Annotated in this window: 16 protein-coding genes; 7 read left to right on the top strand and 9 right to left on the bottom strand. The window is 67.2% G+C overall.

Annotation, left to right across the window (positions count from 1 at the left end; genetic code table 11):
- Positions 1–112 precede the first annotated feature (112 nt).
- The 3 genes from KBZ07_RS05800 (at position 113) to KBZ07_RS05790 (ending at position 1568) form a co-directional block, all read left to right on the top strand.
- Positions 113–643 (top strand): cytochrome b/b6 domain-containing protein, encoded by a 531-nt coding sequence (locus tag KBZ07_RS05800; protein ID WP_254930724.1) that lies wholly within the window; start codon positions 113–115, stop codon positions 641–643.
- Between the two features lie 82 nt (positions 644–725).
- Positions 726–1058, top strand: coding sequence for a hypothetical protein (locus KBZ07_RS05795; RefSeq protein WP_254930723.1), 333 nt, complete (start codon positions 726–728; stop codon positions 1056–1058).
- 36 nt (positions 1059–1094) lie between these two features.
- Positions 1095–1568 carry a hypothetical protein gene (locus KBZ07_RS05790; RefSeq protein ID WP_254930722.1) on the top strand — a complete coding sequence of 158 codons (474 nt, stop codon included), beginning with the start codon at positions 1095–1097 and terminating at the stop codon, positions 1566–1568.
- 41 nt (positions 1569–1609) lie between these two features.
- On the opposite strand, the gene KBZ07_RS05785 is transcribed toward KBZ07_RS05790, so the two are convergent.
- Positions 1610–4132: a glycogen/starch/alpha-glucan phosphorylase gene (locus tag KBZ07_RS05785; protein ID WP_254930721.1), complete on the bottom strand. Its 2523-nt coding sequence runs from the start codon at positions 4130–4132 to the stop codon at positions 1610–1612.
- Positions 4129–6540: a phosphoketolase gene (locus KBZ07_RS05780; protein ID WP_254930720.1), complete on the bottom strand. Its 2412-nt coding sequence runs from the start codon at positions 6538–6540 to the stop codon at positions 4129–4131. Before KBZ07_RS05780 ends, KBZ07_RS05785 begins: the two co-directional genes overlap by 4 nt.
- Before the next feature lie 141 nt (positions 6541–6681).
- On the opposite strand from KBZ07_RS05780, the gene KBZ07_RS05775 reads away from it, so the two are divergent.
- Both KBZ07_RS05775 and KBZ07_RS05770 read left to right on the top strand, forming a co-directional pair.
- Positions 6682–8037 (top strand): cation:proton antiporter, encoded by a 1356-nt coding sequence (locus KBZ07_RS05775; RefSeq protein WP_254930719.1) that lies wholly within the window; start codon positions 6682–6684, stop codon positions 8035–8037.
- Positions 8009–8566 carry an isoprenylcysteine carboxylmethyltransferase family protein gene (locus KBZ07_RS05770; protein ID WP_254930718.1) on the top strand — a complete coding sequence of 186 codons (558 nt, stop codon included), beginning with the start codon at positions 8009–8011 and terminating at the stop codon, positions 8564–8566. Before KBZ07_RS05775 ends, KBZ07_RS05770 begins: the two co-directional genes overlap by 29 nt.
- On the opposite strand, the gene KBZ07_RS05765 is transcribed toward KBZ07_RS05770, so the two are convergent.
- Complete coding sequence (locus KBZ07_RS05765; RefSeq protein ID WP_254930717.1) at positions 8526–8840, bottom strand: hypothetical protein; 315 nt, start codon at positions 8838–8840, stop codon at positions 8526–8528. The genes KBZ07_RS05770 and KBZ07_RS05765 overlap by 41 nt on opposite strands.
- Positions 8841–8946: 106 nt before the next feature.
- Between KBZ07_RS05765 and KBZ07_RS05760 the strand changes: the two genes are divergently transcribed.
- Positions 8947–9864 (top strand): alpha/beta fold hydrolase, encoded by a 918-nt coding sequence (locus KBZ07_RS05760; RefSeq protein WP_254930716.1) that lies wholly within the window; start codon positions 8947–8949, stop codon positions 9862–9864.
- Here the strand turns inward: KBZ07_RS05760 and KBZ07_RS05755 are convergent.
- Complete coding sequence (locus tag KBZ07_RS05755) at positions 9788–10990, bottom strand: FAD-binding oxidoreductase (RefSeq protein WP_254930715.1); 1203 nt, start codon at positions 10988–10990, stop codon at positions 9788–9790. The two genes, KBZ07_RS05760 and KBZ07_RS05755, sit on opposite strands and share 77 nt — an antisense overlap.
- Before the next feature lie 14 nt (positions 10991–11004).
- Here KBZ07_RS05755 and KBZ07_RS05750 point away from each other — a divergent pair, with 14 nt between their 5' ends.
- Positions 11005–12351, top strand: a complete 1347-nt coding sequence (locus KBZ07_RS05750; RefSeq protein WP_254930714.1) for a four-carbon acid sugar kinase family protein — start codon at positions 11005–11007, stop codon at positions 12349–12351.
- Here KBZ07_RS05750 and KBZ07_RS05745 read toward each other — a convergent pair.
- Genes KBZ07_RS05745 through KBZ07_RS05725 form a run of 5 tightly spaced genes read right to left on the bottom strand, consistent with a single transcriptional unit; the run spans position 12323 to position 17137 of the window.
- Entirely contained in the window at positions 12323–13666 is a 1344-nt protein-coding gene (locus KBZ07_RS05745) for an APC family permease (protein ID WP_254930713.1), read from the bottom strand. The genes KBZ07_RS05750 and KBZ07_RS05745 overlap by 29 nt on opposite strands.
- A 27-nt stretch (positions 13667–13693) precedes the next feature.
- A complete protein-coding gene (locus KBZ07_RS05740; RefSeq protein WP_254930712.1) occupies positions 13694–15040 on the bottom strand; it encodes a (Fe-S)-binding protein in 1347 nt (448 codons plus the stop codon).
- 28 nt (positions 15041–15068) lie between these two features.
- Entirely contained in the window at positions 15069–15422 is a 354-nt protein-coding gene (locus tag KBZ07_RS05735) for a DUF5615 family PIN-like protein (protein ID WP_254930711.1), read from the bottom strand.
- Positions 15419–15637, bottom strand: a complete 219-nt coding sequence (locus tag KBZ07_RS05730) for a DUF433 domain-containing protein (protein ID WP_254930710.1) — start codon at positions 15635–15637, stop codon at positions 15419–15421. The genes KBZ07_RS05735 and KBZ07_RS05730 overlap by 4 nt, the downstream gene beginning before the upstream one ends.
- A gap of 57 nt (positions 15638–15694) precedes the next feature.
- Positions 15695–17137: an NADP-dependent isocitrate dehydrogenase gene (locus KBZ07_RS05725; RefSeq protein ID WP_254930709.1), complete on the bottom strand. Its 1443-nt coding sequence runs from the start codon at positions 17135–17137 to the stop codon at positions 15695–15697.
- Positions 17138–17343: the final 206 nt, after the last annotated feature.

The following is a 17343-nucleotide window of genomic DNA, read 5'->3' as shown; positions in this document are numbered from 1 at the left end:
TGGCATCCCTGCGCTCACCTATGGGCTCCACTACGTTCACAACGCGCTTTTGTCGTGGGTTCGAGTCCCGCCAGCCCCGTGCTCCAGTAGTCCCCTGTAGCCGCCAGCTTCGATGGGCCGCCCCTACCAACCTTCCCTGCTGAGGCTGCTGCACGGGGCCACCGCTGTTTTGGTGCCCCTGGCCTGGCTGAGTGGGCTGCTGGTGTACTCCAACCTCGATGGCCGCTGGGGTCGCCTGCCCTGGCGGATCGGCGGCGACTGGATCGACCTCCACGGCAGCACCGGGGTCCTGCTCTGGCCGGTGGCCGTGCTGTTTGGCGTCTATGCCATCAGCGTTGGCCGGCGGCGCCTGCAGCAGCCGACCAACGCCGTGGCCCTGCTGGCCCTGGCCCTGGCGGTGGGCAGCGGCAAGCTGATGCAAGAAGACTGGCTGCGCCAGGGCGAGCTCGATCACTGGGTGTACGGCGTCCATCTGGTGGCCTGGCTGGCCATTGCCCTATGCGTGGCGGTGCATGTGGGGGTGGTGCTGCAGCGGGGCGGCCTTCCCCTGGCCCGCTCGATGGCCAGCTGGCGCATGCAGGCCAACGATCAGCCGCGCCATTGGATCGGCCAGGTCCGCCGGGCCCTGGGCCAACGGCGCTGAGTAATCGGGTAGTGCCCACTACCGGTAGTGGGCTTTTCAATTTGGCCACCGGGGCTAGCGTGGCCCCAATCGTCTGATCGCGGTGACCCAGCTCCATGACCTGCGTCTGCGGCTGCTGGTGCAGCAGGAGAGCGAACGTATCGCCGCCAGCCAGCCCGACGAGCTGGATCTCTCAGTGGTGCAGGCCCGCTGCCTCTGCTGGCTGGCCCTTCTGGCTGAATCCCACGAGGAGCAGGCCACAGATGCGGAGCGTCGCAGCGACACCGAGCAAGCCATGGGCTGGTTTGCCGATTCGATGCGCCTGCGCGACGTGATCAATGTGGTGTCTTCCATTGAGATTCCCCTGCCCGCCGCCAGTGGCGAGATCGACGACTCCAGCGAAGACCTGTCTGACTGGGGCCCCCTGGCGGCATGAGTGCCATGATGGAATCTGAGAACGGAAGGGAAAGCGGTGCCCGAAGAGCCCTGCCAATGCCCTGATTGCCAGCGTTTTTACCGGGAACATGACCGGCTGATCCGCGAAAATCCCACCCTGCGTCAGCAGCAGGAGCTCAGTTGGGCTGCGCTGCAGTCTTTTCGCACCCTGGCGGGTCGGGTTATGGAGGAGTTGCAGAAGCAGCAGGAGGCAAGCGATTCGGCTGCCAATCAGTCAGTGCCTGCCCCCCAGGGCCCCGGGGCGGTGGCCGATGAGGCCGTGGAGCCCGATGCGGTGCAGCAGGCCATGGCCGATCTGGAGAACATCAACGCCCATCTGTTTTCGATCGAGGCACTGATGGAGCGCATCTTTGATGTACGCGTGCCTGAAGAGGTGGAACAAAAATTCCGCGAGGTTGCCGGAGAGCTGGCCCCCGATCCCCTCAACGCCGATCGACTCAGGCTAAACCGCCTGCTGCACCAGACCCCGGACCTGCCGGATCGGGGCTGAGCCCCAATCCCATTTGCAGGTCTTAATCGGTCTTGCAAGACTTAATCTGTCTCGCAAGTGATAGTTACTGGGAAGCTCTCAGCTTTCCAGATGCGTTCGGCGTATTCCTTGATCGAGCGATCGGAGGAGAAGAAGCCGCTGCGGGCTGAATTGAGCAGGGACATGCGGTTCCAGAGGCCCCGATTTGCCCAGGTGCGATCCACTTCGGCCTGGGCGCGCAGGTAGTCGTTGAAATCCGCCAGCACAAAGAAGGGATCCCGGCCGGTGAGGTTCTCCAGCAGCGGCCTGAATAGATCGCCATCGCCGTTGCTGAAGTGGCCCTGCTCCACCAGCCGCAGGATCTCGGCGAGCTCGGGCATGGTGCCGATCAGCTCCCAGGGGCGGTAGCCGCCCCGGGAGAGGTCGGAGATTTCTGCGGCGGTTTTGCCGAACAGGAAGAAGTTTTCAGCCCCCACCTGCTCGCGGATCTCCACGTTGGCGCCGTCCAGGGTGCCGATCGTGAGGGCCCCATTCATGGCAAATTTCATATTGCCCGTGCCGGAGGCCTCCTTGCCGGCGGTGGAGATCTGTTCGGAGAGATCGGAGGCCGGGTAGACCCGCTCGCCCAGCTTGACGTTGTAGTCGGCCAGGAAGATCACCCGCAGGCGCCCGTCCATGTCGGGGTCGGCATTGATCGTTTCGGCGATGCCGTTGATGAAACGAATAATCAGTTTGGCCATGTAGTAGCCCGGTGCCGCCTTGCCGCCGAAGATCACCGTGCGCGGGGCCATCCCCTCGGCTTGGCCGTTCTTGATACGCAGGTATTGGGCTACCACCTGCAGGGCATTGAGGTGCTGGCGCTTGTACTCGTGGATGCGCTTGACCTGCACATCAAAGAGCGAGGCCGGATCCACCAGCACGCCGGTGTGGCTGTGGATGTAGTGGCTCAGCTTGCACTTCACCGCCAGTTTGGTGGCCTCCCAGCGCTCCAGGAAGCCGGTGTCGTCGACGAACTGCTCCAGCTTGCGCAGCTCGTCGAGCCGGTTGATCCAGCCCTCTCCGATCGACTCGTTCAGCAGGGCTGAGAGCTGGGGATTGGCCAGGGCCATCCAGCGCCTCGGTGTGACCCCATTGGTGACGTTTGTGAACTTCTCGGGCCATAGGGCCGCGAATTCAGGAAACAGCTCGGTTTTGACCAATTCGCTGTGCAGGGCCGCCACACCGTTGACGTGGTGGGAGGCCACGGTTGCCAGGTTGGCCATGCGCACCGCCTTGCCGCCCTCCTCGTCGATAATCGAAACCTTGCTCAGAATCTGCTCATTGCCTGGGTATTTCAGGCGCACCTGCTGCAGGAAGCGGCGGTTGATCTCGTAGATCAGCTCCAGATGGCGGGGCAGCAGGGAGCCGAACAGCTCGAGCCCCCACTTCTCCAGGGCTTCAGGTAGCAGGGTGTGGTTGGTGTAGGAGAGGGCGCGGCTGGTGATGCTCCAGGCCTCCTCCCACTCGAGGTGTTTGTCGTCGATTAGCAGGCGCATCAGCTCGGCCACCGCGATTGCCGGGTGGGTGTCGTTGAGCTGCACCGCCCAGTGGTCGGGGAAGTCGGTGATGGGGAGGCCGCGGGCATCCAGGTTGCGGATCATGTCCTGGAGCGAGCAACTCACGAAGAAGTGCTGCTGCTTCAGGCGCAGGCGGCGGCCCTCGTCGGTGCCGTCATTGGGATAGAGCACCTTGGATAGGGTCTCGCTGCCCACCTTCTCTTCGACAGCGCCGTAGTAATCGCCGATGTTGAAGGCGTAGAAGTCGAAGGATTCGGCGGCGTCGGCCCGCCAGAGACGCAGGCGGTCGCAGGTGTTGACTCGGTAGCCCAGCACCGGCACATCGTGGGGGATGCCGATGGCGTGCTCGCTGGGAATCCAGCGCACCCGGTAGGTGCCGTCGTCGTCGCGGTAGCTCTCGGTGCGGCCGCCGAAGCCCACGAAGCAGGCCTGGTCGGGGTGGGGCAATTCCCAGGGCCAGCCGCTCTTGAGCCATTTGTCGGTGATCTCCACCTGCCAGCCGTCCCGGATCAGCTGGTCGAAGATGCCAAATTCGTAGCGGATGCCGTAGCCAGTGGCCGGGATCTCAAGCGAGGCCAGGGATTCGAGGAAGCAGGCCGCCAGCCGGCCCAGGCCGCCGTTGCCCAGGCCCGGCTCCTCCTCGACGTCGAGGATCTCGTTGATGTCGTTGATGCCAAAGCGACGCAGGGCCTCGGCCGCTTCCTCCTGGATGCCGAGCATCAGCAGGTTGTTGCCCAGTTGGGGCCCGATCAGGAATTCGGCCGAGAGGTAGGCGACTACCCGGGTAGGGGTGGCGCTGATCGCTTCAATACCCGCCAGGTAGCGGGTCATCAGCCGGTCGCGCACGGCGTAGCTCAGCGCCATGTAGAGGTCGTGGCGGCTGGCGGTGGGGGCCAGCTTTCCCAGCGTGTAGAAGAGGTGACTGGTCAGGCCGTCGAAGACGTCGTCTGCGGTCAGACCACTGCGGTCGGGTTCGGCGTAGCAGCCAGGCGTCGGCAGGCGCAGGTTGCTGGGTTGGAGATCGCTCATCGCGGTAATACTGCGTCATGGGCCAGCTCGGAGCCGAGGTCCCAGCGCCAGTTCGTCACGTTTTCCGCATCGATGCCGTGCTGGTGGGCGTAGGCGCGGTTGGCCAGGATCGATTCCTTCATGCGCTCCTTGATGTGGGCGGCTCGGGAGCCAAGCCCCGGCACTCGGTCAATAACGTCCATGACTAAATTAAAACGGTCGATCTGATTGTTCATCGCCAGTTCTAGTGGAGTATTGATGTTGCCCCTTTCCTTATATCCACGCACGTGGAAGTTGGCGTGGTTGGTACGGCGATAGGTGAGCCGGTGAATGAGCCAGGGGTAGCCATGAAAGTTGAAGATCACCGGTCGATCCGTGGTGAACAGGCTGTCGAAGTCGCGATCGCTGAGGCCATGGGGGTGCTCGCTGGGTTGGGTAAGGGCAAACAGTTTGACCACGTTGAGCACCCGAATTTTGAGGCTGGGGATCGCTAGGCGCAAGATTTGCACAGCTGCCAGGGTCTCTTTGGTGGGGATATCGCCAGCGCATGCCATGACGACGGCTGGGTCTTCAGGGTCGCTGTTGCAGTCGTCGTTGCTGGCCCAGCTCCACAGGCCAATCCCCTTGGCCACATGGGCGCGCGCCTGCTCGAGCGTGAGGTATTGGAGATGGGGTTGTTTGTCGCTAACGATGATGTTGCAGACGTTGGTTTCCACCAGGGCCTGCTCGGCAACGGCCAGCAGGCAGTTGGCGTCGGCGGGCAGATAGACCCGAACCACGTCGCCGCTCTTGTTGCCGGCCAGGTCGATGAAGCCCGGATCCTGGTGGGTGAAACCGTTGTGGTCCTGTCGCCAAACCGTGCTGGAGATCAGGCAGGTCCAGGCGGAGATCGGCGCCCGCCAGGGGGCATGGTGTATGCAGCTCTCCAGCCACTTGGCGTGCTGGTTGAACATCGAGGCAATGACATGGGCGAAGGCCTCATAGGTGTGGAAAAGCCCATGCCGGCCCGTCAGCAGGTAGCCCTCCATCATCCCCACCAGGGTGTGTTCGCTCAGCATTTCCACCACCCGGCCACTGCGGCTCAATTCGCCGCCGTTGGCGTCTTCGGGAAGCAGCTCTTCGAGCCAAACCTTCTTGCTGCGCTCGTAGATGGCCTGAAGCCTGTTGGAGGCAGTTTCGTCTGGGCCGAAAACCCGCACTGAATCGGGGTTGAGCCCAATGGTGTCGCGCAGCAGTACGCCCAGGGGGGCGGTGTTTTCGTGTTCCAGCTGGCAGGGGGCGGCGACGGCGACGGCGTGGCTCTCCAGGGGGGGCAGCAGCAGCCGGCGCCTCAGCAGGCCGCCATTGGCGTGGGGATTGGAGCCCATGCGGCGCTGTCCGCTGGGCGAGAGGGCTTGCAGGTCGGGCCGCAGGCGGCCCTGGCTATCAAAGAGTTCCTCGGGGCGGTAGCTCTGCAGCCAGGTCTCCAGCTGCTGCAGCTGGGCCGGATCGCCCTTGGGGTTTGGCAGGGGGACCTGGTGGCTGCGCCAGAAGCCCTCGAGTTTGTTGCCATTGAGTTCCTTTGGCCCGGTCCAGCCTTTCGGGGAGCGCAGCACAACCATGGGCCAGGCCGGGCGGCTGACGTCGGTGGGATCACCGCTGCGGCGTGCTTCCCTTTGGATCTGCTGGATCCGGTCGATGGCGTTGTCCATGGCGGTGGCCATGGCGGCGTGCATCGCCAGCGGTTCGCTGCCCTCCACGAACAAGGGCTCCCAGCCATAGCCGCGCAGCAGGCTGGCCAGCTCCGCCCGGGGGATGCGGGCCAGCAGGGTGGGATTGGCGATCTTGTAACCGTTGAGGTGCAGCACCGGCAGCACGGCGCCGTCGCTGGCGGGATTGAGGAATTTGTTGATGTGCCAGCTGGTGGCAAGGGGCCCCGTTTCCGCCTCGCCATCGCCGACGCAGGCCAGGGCGATCAGCTCCGGGTTGTCGAACACCGCTCCGCAGGCGTGGGAGAGCACATAGCCCAGCTCGCCCCCCTCGTGGATCGAGCCGGGCGTTTCGGGGGTGCAGTGGCTGCCGATGTGGCCCGGGAAGGAGAACTGCCTCAGGAAGCGGCCCATGCCGACGGCGTCCTGGGATTTGTCGGGATAGATCTCGCTGTAGGAGCCGTCCAGGTAGGTGGGGGCAAGTACCCCCGGCGCGCCATGGCCCGGCCCCGAGAGGTAGATCATGCTCAGGTCGTGGGCCCGGATCACCCGGTTGGCATGGGCCCAGATGAAGGCCTGGCCCGGGCTGGAGCCCCAGTGGCCCAGCAGTCGGTTCTTGATGTGCTCAGGCCGCAGCGGCTCCCTCAGCAGGGGGTTGGCCTGCAGGTAAATCATGCCCACCGCCAGGTAATTGGCGGCCCGCCACCAGCCGTCGAGCAGTTGCAGCTGGGCCGAGGTCATCGTTGCCGCCATGCCCTGTGCACGAATCCCTAATCCTGACCGTAGCCATGGCTGCTACGCAGCAGCTTTAAGCCCGGATAAACATGGGATTCCCATAACTGGGATCCGGTCCACCTAGGGTCGCCCCCACGCTCTCTTTCCATGGGTCTGCCCGCGCTACTGCTCGAAATCGGCAGTCATCAGTCCGAGGTGGCTGAAACCCTCATCTCGGTGGGGGAGTTCCTGGTCATTTTTGTGGCTGCGCGCCTACTGGCGGAGCTGATGGTGCGGGTCCAGCTGCCCACGATCCTGGGCGAGCTGGTCGCCGGCGTGCTGATCGGAGTATCCGGTTTGCACCTGATCGTGCCGCCCGACACCCAGGCCCAGCTCAGCGGCTGGGGGCTGGGGTTGCTCAGCTCCCTGGCCGATCTCTCACCGGAAATGGTGCAGGAGATCTACACCGAGACCTTCCCAAATCTGGAGGCGGTTTCCCAGATCGGCCTGTTTGCCCTGCTGTTTCTTACCGGTTTGGAGAGCGAGCTCGACGAGCTAGTGGCGGTGGGTGCCCAGGCCACCACGGTGGCAGTGACCGGCGTGGTGCTGCCCTTTGCCCTCGGCACTGCGGGCCTTTATTACCTCTTCCATGTGCCGCTGATTCCGTCGATCTTCGCCGGGGCGGCGATGACCGCCACCAGCATCGGCATCACCGCCAGTGTGTTCGGCGAGTTGAAGTTTCTGCGCACCCGCGAGGGGCAGACCGTGATCGGCGCGGCCGTACTCGATGACATCCTCGGCATCGTCATCCTGGCCGTGGTGGTGAGCCTGGCCGGTGGCGAGGGCTTCAGTCTGGGCCCGATCCTCAAGCTGGTGGCGGCAGCGGGGGTTTTTGTGGCGGCGGCCCTTTTTCTGAGCCGCACCGCGGCCCCTGGCTTCGACTGGCTGCTCGACCAGCTCAAGGCCCCTGGTGAGGTCGTGGTAGCGGCCTTCGTGGTGCTGTCGCTCTGCTGCTTCGTGGCCCAGGCCATCGGCCTGGAAGCGGCCCTGGGCGCCTTTGCCGCCGGCCTGATCCTCAGTTCCTCCAAGCACACCCACGCCATCCAGGACACGGTCAAGCCCCTGGTTGCCCTGTTTGCCACGATTTTCTTCGTGCTCATCGGCACCGGCATGGATCTCTCGGTGCTCAACCCCTTCAACCCCGCGAACCGGGAGGGCCTGATCGTGGCGGCCTTCCTGCTCATCGTCGCCATTGCCGGCAAGGTGGCAACCGGCTGGAGCTACATAAGTAAGGAGAAGACCAACCGGCTGGTGGTGGGGCTGGGGATGATGCCCCGGGGCGAGGTGGGCCTGATTTTCCTGGGCCTCGGTACCCAGGCCGGCCTGCTCACCAAACCCCTGGAAGCCGCCATCTTGCTGATGGTGATTGGCACCACCTTCCTGGCTCCGATCCTGCTCAGACTGGTGCTAGGAGCTAGTGCCGGAGGCCCCGATCTTGATCCGCTCGCCGAAAACCCAACCTGAGTTCCCCGGGCCGAGGCGCTGGGGCCTGAGCTGGGGTGGGTGGTTCGACAATCGCCACGGCGAGTGGTGGTTGCTGGCCCAGCTGGCCCTGATAGCCGCCCACCTGCTTCCGCCTTGGCCGGCTCCAGGGGCGTGGGGTTACGCCTGGCCCCTGCCGGTTGCCCTTGGCGGGGCCTTGCTGTTTCTGCTGGGGCTGGCGCTGGCGGCCCAGGCCTTCTGGGGCCTGGGTGCCAGCCTCACCCCCCTGCCAGATCCGATTCCCGGTGCTGCCCTGGTCACCGTTGGCCCCTACGGCCGCTGCCGCCACCCCCTCTATCAGGCCCTGCTGCTCTGCTCCCTGGGGGTGAGCCTTGCCCTGGGCAGCCTGCTGCACCTGGCCCTGCTGCTGGCGCTCTGCGCCGTGCTGGGGGGCAAGGCCAGGCGGGAGGAGCGATCCCTTGAGAGACTGCATCCCGACTACGTCGCCTACCGAGCAAGTACCCCGGCGATCATTCCCCGTCTTCCCTGGCTCGACTGGCGAGTGCTGTGAACAGCCCCCAGCCAGCGGCGATCAGGCCGAGGCTGCTGGCCCAGTCCGGGCCCAGGGCCCAGCTCAGGGCCAGGTCGGCCAGCACGCCGATAGCCAGGGCCAGCAACAGGCTGCTGAGCACCAGCAGCAACTGCTGGGCCGCCCCAGGCAGGGGCCCTGCGGCCAGGGCCTCCTCCAGGCGCCCTAGGGGCCCGCTCAGGGGTAGGTAGAGCGCCAGGGCCCAGAGGGCGACCCCCGGCAGGAACGGGGTCCAGTCGGGGCTGGGGTAGAGCAATGGCCGACCGCGGATCTCCCTAGCATCGATCAGCCCGGTGACCTACGTAGTGGCTTGCCTGTCTGACCCCCAGCCCTGGAATTACGCCGGTCATCCCGTTCATGTTGTGACGGCTGCGCCCGAGGGGCCCGAGGGGCCGGCTGGGCCCGCGGTGCTGTTGGTGCATGGCTTCGGTGCCTCTACCGACCACTGGCGCCACAACATCCCCGTGCTGGCCCAGCGCCATGAGGTGCACGCCATCGACCTGCTGGGCTTCGGCCGCAGCGCCAAGCCGGCTGAGCTGGCCTACGGCGGCGCCCTCTGGCGCGACCAGCTGGCCGCCTACGTGACCGAGCGCATCGGCCGACCCACCGTGCTGGTTGGCAATTCCCTGGGCGGCTTTTCTGCCCTGGCCGCCGGGGCGGCCCTGGGCAGCCAGGCGGCTGGAGTGGTGCTGCTGAATGCGGCCGGACCGTTCAGCGATGAGCAGGCTCCGCCCAAGGGCTGGGCTGCCATCGCCCGCCAGACCATCGGTGGCGCCCTGCTGAAAAGCCCGGTGCTGCAGCGATTGATCTTTGAAAACCTGCGCCGGCCGGCCACGATCCGCCGCACCCTCAACCAGGTGTACGTCGACAAGACGAATGTGGACGATGCCCTGGTAGAGGCGATCCGCCGGCCATCGCTGGATCCGGGTGCCTTCGGGGTATTCCGCACCGTGTTCGATATCCCCCGGGGCCAGCCCCTCGATGAGCTGTTTGCCCAACTCGCCTGCCCCCTGCTGCTGCTCTGGGGGATCCGCGATCCCTGGATCAATGCCGCCGGCCGTCGCGGGGCCTTCCAGCGCCATGCCCCCGCTGCGACCACCGAGGTGGTGCTGGAGGCGGGCCACTGCCCCCATGACGAGGTGCCAGACCAGGTCAACAGCGCCCTGCTGGAGTGGCTTGGCGGCCTCAGTCCAGCTCCTGGCCTCAGTCCAGAGGGGGCGGTTGCACCCCTGGCAGACGCCCGCGAGCCAGCTGCTGGAGAGGGTCGAACTGCCGCTTGATTGCTTCGATCATGGGCCGGGCCGGGGCATCCAGCCAGGCCGGCAGCTGGCTGCTGGAAGGCTGGCGCAGCACCGTCAGATAGCCGCCCCACTGCTGGCAGCTGCGCCGTAGGGCTTCCACCCGGTAGGCCGGCAGCTCGGCTGCTGAGGCCCAGCTGACCCCCAGCCCACTGCCGGCGCCAAGGCACAGGGGGAGCTGGGCCAGGGCTGGCTCGGCTACCAGGGCGGGGGCCTGGCTGGGGCGCACCGCCAGGCGCAGCAGCCAGTCACTGGCTTCGGGGCCCGGGCCCCGGCCCTGGGCCACCTGTGCTTCGAGTTCGGCCGGCTCCAGGGGCAGGGCCCCGATGCCGAGCGTGGCGCCCCTGGCGCTGATGCAGGCGATCTGCTCTTCGAGGGTGGCGGCGTTGATGCTTGCCAGGCTGATCAGCAGGCCCGCATCTCCCCCTGTCCCCGCCCCAGTCCTGGAGCCGCCGCCGCCGGGACGCCACCAGTCGATCCGTTCGGGGCTGAGGCTCGATCCAAGCAGCCAGCTGGCCAGCTGGCCGAGGGCCTCGAGGGGGCCGCTGAGCCCCAGGCCCCGCCGTTGGGGCGGCAGCGGCAGGGTGCGCAGGGTGACGCTGGTGATCAGACCTAGGGCGCCCCAGCTGCCGGTGAACAGGCGCATCAGGTCGTAGCCAGCCACATTTTTGACCACCTTGCCGCCGGCCCTGGCGCGGACCCCGTCGGCGCGGACCAGCTCGATGCCGATCAGCTGGTCGCGCACACCCAAATAACGCTGGCGCAGGCCGCCGGCAAAGCCGCGGGCCACCAGGCCACCGACGCTGCCACTGGCAGCGCCTCTGCTGCCGCTGCCCCAGGGCCAATCCAGGGTCAACCACTGCCCATGGTGTGCCAGCTCGGCCTGGAGCTCCACCAGTGGGGTACCGGCCCAAACCGTCACGGTGAAGTCGCCCGGGCTGTGCTCCACGATGCCGCGCCGGGCCCGGCAACTGACGGTGGCACTGCCTGGCTCTGGCTGGGGCCCCCAGCTCAGGCGGCTACCCAGCCCGGCCGGTTGCCAGGGCGCAGCCTGCCGGTGCAGCTCGCGCACCAGCTCCTGCAGTTCGCCGGGCTCAGGGGAGATCACGGCACGATGGTGCCATGGCCGCCAACTTCAAGATCATCGTTCTTGACGATGACCCAACCGGCTCCCAGACCGTGCACAGCTGTCCCCTGCTGCTGCGCTGGGATGGGGCCTCCCTGGCGGCGGGGCTGGAGCACCCATCGCCCCTGCTGTTTCTGCTGGCCAACACCAGGGCGCTGGCGCCGGCGGCGGCGGCCGAGCGGGTGCGTGAGATCTGCCGGGCCCTGGCGGCGGCCCTGCCGGCAGCGGGGCTCGAGCGCTGGTGGCTGGTCAGTCGCGGCGATTCCACCCTGCGCGGCCACTTCCCGCTGGAGGTGGATGTGATCTCCGCTGAGCTGGGTCCATTCGCCGCCACCCTGCTGGTGCCTGCGTTCCTGGAAGGGGGGCGCACCACTGTGGGCGGAGTCCATCTCTTGCAGGGTCAGCCCGTGCATGAAACGCCCTTTGGCCGCGATGGCCTGTTCGGTTACTCGACAAGTTACCTGCCGGCCTGGGTGGAGGAGAAGAGTGGCGGCCGCATCCCGGCGTCAGAGGTGCAGGGCCTCGAAGCCGCCAAGCTCAGCCGGGCCTGCGAGGATGGGGGACAGGAGCTGGCCCAATGGCTGGCTGGTCTTGCCGCCCAGCCCCTGGTGGCGGTGGATGCCGAGCAGCCCCAGCAACTCGCGGCCCTGGCCAGGGTGGTGCGTGCCTCCCCGCGGCCGGTGCTGGCCCAGTCGGCGGCGAGCTGGATACGGGCCCTGGCAGCCCTGCCGCCCCAGCCCCTTGCCGGAGCCGACCTGGTGGCATTGCGCCGCGGCGGCGGCGATGGCGAGCCATTGCGGGGCCTGGTGCTGGTGGGCTCCCATGTGCCCCTGGCCGATGCCCAGCTCGCCTCCCTGCTGGCTGAGCCGCTCTGCACCGGCCTGGAATTGCCCGTGGCCCGGCTGGCGCAGCTGCTGGAGGCCCCCCCGCCTAACGCCCTGTTGGCCTGCCTGGAGCGGGACTGGCTGCTTGAGCTGGAGGAGATCCTCGCTGGGGGGCGCACGCCGGTGCTCTACAGCAGCCGCGGTGAATTCCCCTGCACTTCGCTGGCGGCGCGCCGCCGGCTCGGGGACGGCCTGGCGGCGCTGATGGCCCGGTTAGTGGGGGCCTTGGCTCCCCAGCTGGCTTACCTGATCAGTAAGGGCGGCACGACCACCCATGCCCTCCTGGCCGATGGGCTCGACCTGGCGGCAGTGGAGTTGCAGGGCCAGCTTTTGCCTGGCCTTTCGCTGGTGTTGACGCCAGCGGAGCTGCCGGTGCTCACCTTTCCCGGCAACCTGGGGGATCCGGGCACCCTGCGCCAAGCCTGGCGCCTCATGGAGGGTTTGGAATCTTGCTCCTAGAGGCGGCGTAGCCGAGCGCCACCAGGGCCAGGGCCGCCAGGCTGTCAACCCAGTCGTGGACCATCGCCCCCAGCAGAAAGGCCAGCGATACCGCTGCCACCAGCAGGGGGGTGAGGGGGTAGCCCCAACAGCGGAATGGCCGGGGCAGCTCCGGTTCCTGGCGGCGCAGGGCCACCAGGGCGGCGATGCCTGCCAGGGGCAGGCTCACGTAGAGCAATGCCCCCATGGCCAGTAGCCGCTCGAAGGAGCCCGCCAGCACCAGGCCCGCGGCTGCGGCGCTGGTGAGCAGTAGGGCAACGGTGGGCGTGCCGCCGTCATTGACGCTGGCGGCAAAATCCGGCACCAGGCCATCGCGGCCCAGGCCATAGAGGATCCGTGGGGCCGCCATCACCACGGTGTTGATCAGTCCCAGCAGCGAAATCAGGGCCACGGCGGTGATCAGATTTCCCCCCAGGGGGCCGGCCAGGGCTCGCCCCGCGGCGGCGGCTGGCAGGGTTGAGCTGGCCAACTGGGCGATCGGCAGCACGTGCAGCAGGGCCAGGTTGATCAGCAGGTAGAGGGCCGTCACGGCCAGCACACCGCCGATCAGGGAGCGGGGCAGATCCCGCTCGGGTTCGCTGAACTCCTCGGCGAAATAGACCGGGCTGGCCCAGCCGTCGTAGGTGGTGATCACCGCCTGCAGGGCCAGCACGGCCGGCATGGTCAGGTGCTGCCAGGCGGGGGCGATTGGCGGCTCCGGGGGTACAGCACCGCCGCCGAGCTGGGCCTGGGAGGGCAGCAGAAAGCAGGCTGCCACCAGGGCCAGGAAGGCCACCGCCTTGACCAGGCTGAGCAGTTCCTGGCTGGCGCTGCCGGCCCGCAGGCCCCGCAGCTGGATCAGGGTGAACAGGCCGATCGCCCCCAGGGCCAGGGCCTGGGCCCCAAAGGGCAGCAGGCGCCAGGGGGCAGGCAGCAGGGCCTGGCCGTATTCCCCCACGGTGGTGGCCACCCAGGCCAGGCCGATGCAGTGGGCCAGCCAGTCGGTCCAGCCCACCAGGAAGCCGACCCGGCGCCCGAAGGCCCTCTCCGCATACACATACCAGCCTCCCGCCCGGGGCAGGCTGGCTGCCAGCTCGGCGATACAGATCGCCCCCAGCAGCGCATATAGCCCGCCCACCAGCCAGGCCGCCAGCAGCAGCGGCGCCGTGGGCAACTGGGCTGCGACCAGCCCAGGGGTGCGCAGGATGCCCGCCCCGATCGTGCCGCCCACGGCTCCAGCCAGGCCGAAACCCAGGCCCAGGATGGACAGGAGCCGGCCCGGGGGTTGGTCGGCCATCAGGGCTGATGGGGCAAGGGGGCCGAGTTAATGGCCGCCGCCTGCCCGCCAGCTGCGTTGCAGCAGCTCGATTGGATGGAGCACCGGGATCGGCCGCTCCTGCTCGGCGAGGTGATGGCGAATCTGCAGGGTGCAGCCGATGTTGGCACTGGCCGCCAGCTCGGCGCCGGTGTCGGCCAGGTCGGCCGCCTTGAGCTGGCCGAGCTCGGCGGCCTCCCGCGGCTGCACCAGGTTGTAGATGCCGGCGCTGCCGCAGCACACGCCCGCCTCCGTGGCCTCCCGCAGCAGCAGGTGGGGGATCCGGCGCAGCAGGGCCCGGGGCTCGGCGCTGATGCCCTGGCCGTGCAGCATGTGACAGGGATCGTGATAGGCCACCGCCAGCGGCCGCTCGGCGGTGGCGGGGCTGCCGTCAGAGTGGGCAATGGGGCCCAGGCGGGCCCGGAAGGCCTCGCTCAGGCCCAGACCGTGCAGGAATTCATGCACGTCCCGCACCTGGGATGCAAAGGCCCCGCCGCGTTCACCGTTAAGGATCGTGCCGTAGGCCTTGAGGGTGTGGCCGCAGCCGGAGGCCGCCACCAGCACCGCATCGAGGGGTTCGGGCCCCGCCGGTCGGCCCGGGCCCAGCACGGCAGCGAAGCTGTCGATTACGGCGGTGGCGAGCTGTTCGGTGTGCGCCAGCTCGCCCTGATGGTGAGTTACGGCGCCGCAGCAGCCCTGATCCGGCGGGATCACCACCTCGATGCCGTTGGCGCTCAGCACCTCCACTACGGCCCTGTTCACCGCTGGATCAAACAGGCGCTGGACGCAGCCCAGCAGCAGCCCCACCCGGGCCCGCCGCTCGCCGCGGGCTGGCACCACCGTCGGGAAGTTGGCCTGGAAGGCCTCGGAGGGCAGGGGCGGCAGCAGCCGCTCCATCGCCTCGAGCTGGGGGCCGAGCAGGCGGGTAAGGCCGCTGCGGCGGGCAAGGGCCTGCAGCGGCGTGCCGGCATAGGCCCGCAGGGGAGTCAGCACCGCCCGTAACCGCGCCGGGTAGGGGAGCAGGGCAAATAGCAGCCGGCGGAAGGCCCGCTGGGCCGGGCTGCGCAGCTCCGGAGCGTTGAGTTGGGGCCGGGTGGCCTCGATCAGCTGGTCGTAGCGCACCCCCGAGGGGCAGGCGGTGACGCAAGCGAAGCAGCCCAGGCAGCTGTCGAAATGGCTAGCCACCGTGGCGTCGAGCTCCAGTTCGCCGGCTTCGATCGCCTTGAGGGTGTGGATGCGGCCCCGGGGCGAATCCATCTCCGTGCCCAGCACCCGGTAGCTGGCGCAGGTGGGCAGGCAAAAGCCGCAGTGCACGCAGGGGTCGGTGCCCCCAGCAGGCAGGCCGGGCAGGGTCATTGGAGAGGCTGGTTTCCTGGAGGTGAAATCAGTGCCCATGGGCTCTCTGGCGAATTTCGACCCAGGGTTCGCCGCCTTCGAGGAGTTCGATGGCCTTGGGCAACGTGGTGGATAGAACAGCCTGGAGGGCCGCGTTACTGCTGTTGCCCAGGCGCAGCCAGATGACCTTTGGAGGTGGCCCCTGCGTGCCTAACAGCTGGACAAAGTCCTGGTCCTTGGTCATGACCAAGGCTCCGGCCAAGCGCGCCTTGAAGAAAATGTCATGGTCGCTGGCATCGCGCAGGCCGATGTTGCGTACAGGGATGGCCTCCAATCCGATTGCTTGCTCGTTGATCCAACGGGCCAATGCTGGCGGAAGCTGGGCATCGAGCCAGAGCTTCATCCCACAAGCACGGGGTGATCCAAGGCACGAGCGGCGTAATCGAGAGCTGCTTGAAGATCCTCGGGTTCAAGATCAGGAAAGTCCGCGAGGATCGCCGCGCTGCTCTGGCCGGCAGCATAGAGATCCAGAATGTCGCAGACGCGAATGCGCATCCCCCGGATGCATGGCCTGCCGCCGCACTGATCCGGGTTGTGGGTGATCCGACACTGGGCCATGGTGCACAGACTAAGAGGCTTTGACCTGGCCAACCGCTAGCCAGGCTGCGGCAGTGATCATCCCCCGAAGTGGCGGATCACGGCGTCGGCGAAACCGCTGCAGCTCACCGGCTCCACCGGTGGCTCCATCAGCCGCGCCAGGTCGTAGGTGACCTCTTTGCTGGCGATGGCGGCGCTGAGGCCGGCGGTGATCAGGTCTGCCGCCTCCTGCCAACCCATGAACTCGAGCATCATCACGCCCGAAAGAATCACGGAGCCGGGGTTGATGCGATCGAGGCCGGCGTGCTTCGGCGCGGTGCCGTGGGTGGCCTCGAAGATGGCGGCGTTGTCGCCGATGTTGGCGCCGGGGGCCATGCCCAGGCCGCCCACCACGGCGGCGGCGGCATCACTGACGTAGTCGCCATTGAGGTTGAGGGTGGCCAGCACGGAGTACTCCTGGGGTCGGGTTTGGATCTGCTGGAAGATGCTGTCGGCGATGCGGTCGTCGACCAGCACCATCTGCTTCCACTGGCCGTCACCGTGACTGGCGCCGATCGCCGCAAGCACGTCGCCTACCTCAGTGTCGATCGCCGCTTTTTTCTCGGGGGTGAGGGCGTCGTAGCCCGGCTCGATCATGCGGGCATTGGCTTCGATGCCCAGGCCCGGATTGCGCTCGACGTTGTCGAGGATCCAGCTTTCGCGTTCGGTCACGCACTCGGCACGAAATTCGGTGGTGGCCAGTTCATAGCCCCAGTCGCGGAAGGCACCTTCGGTGAATTTCATGATGTTGCCCTTGTGCACCAGGGTCACGTGGCGCTTGTCGCCCTCGAGGCGCAGGGCGTGCTGGATCGCCTTGCGGATGTGGCGCTGGCTGCCGAACTTGCTCACCGGCTTGATGCCGATGCCGGAGCCAGCGGGGATGCGGCGGTTGCCGAGCTTGCCGTTGGCCGGGATCACCACCTCATTGAGGTGCTTGATCAGCTCGAGGCATACCGGATCAGTGGCTTCCCACTCGATCCCCATGTAGATGTCCTCGGTGTTCTCCCGATACACGATCACGTCGAGGTCTTGCGGCCGTTTGTGGGGGCTGGGGGTGCCCTCGTAATAGCGGCAGGGGCGCACGCAGCAGTACAGATCGAAGATCTGGCGCAGGGCCACGTTTAGGGAACGGATGCCGCCGCCGATCGGCGTGGTGAGCGGGCCCTTGATGGCCACGCCGTAGGTGCGGATCGCTTCTAGGGTGTCCTCAGGCAGGTACTGGTAGGTGCCGTAGAGGTCGCAGGCCTCATCGCCGGCATACACCTTGAACCACTCGATCCGCCGCTCGCCGCCATAGGCCTGGGCCACGGCGGCATCGAGCACCTTTTGGGTGGCGGGCCAGATGTCCACGCCGGTGCCGTCGCCGCGAATGTAGGGAATGATCGGATCGTTGGGTACGACTGGCTGGCCGCTCTCGAAGCGGATGGCCGTGCCCGAGGGAGGGGCGGTGAGCTGCTCGAATTGCGGGGAGCTGGTAGCCATTCGTGCGGCAGGGAAGGATTGGGCGAGCCTAGGTTTCGCCAATGCGGCGGTTCTGCTCAGGGGAAACGGCATGAATGCCACCGATCAGGCCCGGAATCTCGAACTGGCTCAGGCAATCGCTGCGGTGGCCGTGCTGTTTCGGCAGCACTTCCCAGATGCCTGCGTAAATCTCACCCCCTGGCGCGACGATCCCCAGACCCGCGCCT

The sequence above is a fragment of the Cyanobium sp. BA20m-14 genome, assembly GCF_024346295.1.
Note: the sequence above shows the minus strand (reverse complement) of the source record. Positions and strands in the feature narration are given on the sequence as shown.

Excerpts from the sequence above, each read along its gene's own strand:
- KBZ07_RS05800 (WP_254930724.1), top strand. The coding sequence starts at position 113 with ATGGGCCGCCCCTACCAACCTTCCCTGCTGAGGCTGCTGCACGGGGCC.
- KBZ07_RS05785 (WP_254930721.1), bottom strand. The coding sequence starts at position 4,132 with ATGAGCGATCTCCAACCCAGCAACCTGCGCCTGCCGACGCCTGGCTGC.
- KBZ07_RS05780 (WP_254930720.1), bottom strand. The coding sequence starts at position 6,540 with ATGACCTCGGCCCAGCTGCAACTGCTCGACGGCTGGTGGCGGGCCGCC.
- KBZ07_RS05775 (WP_254930719.1), top strand. The coding sequence starts at position 6,682 with ATGGGTCTGCCCGCGCTACTGCTCGAAATCGGCAGTCATCAGTCCGAG.
- KBZ07_RS05750 (WP_254930714.1), top strand. The coding sequence starts at position 11,005 with ATGGCCGCCAACTTCAAGATCATCGTTCTTGACGATGACCCAACCGGC.
- KBZ07_RS05745 (WP_254930713.1), bottom strand. The coding sequence starts at position 13,666 with ATGGCCGACCAACCCCCGGGCCGGCTCCTGTCCATCCTGGGCCTGGGT.
- KBZ07_RS05740 (WP_254930712.1), bottom strand. The coding sequence starts at position 15,040 with ATGACCCTGCCCGGCCTGCCTGCTGGGGGCACCGACCCCTGCGTGCAC.
- KBZ07_RS05735 (WP_254930711.1), bottom strand. The coding sequence starts at position 15,422 with ATGAAGCTCTGGCTCGATGCCCAGCTTCCGCCAGCATTGGCCCGTTGG.
- KBZ07_RS05730 (WP_254930710.1), bottom strand. The coding sequence starts at position 15,637 with ATGGCCCAGTGTCGGATCACCCACAACCCGGATCAGTGCGGCGGCAGG.
- KBZ07_RS05725 (WP_254930709.1), bottom strand. The coding sequence starts at position 17,137 with ATGGCTACCAGCTCCCCGCAATTCGAGCAGCTCACCGCCCCTCCCTCG.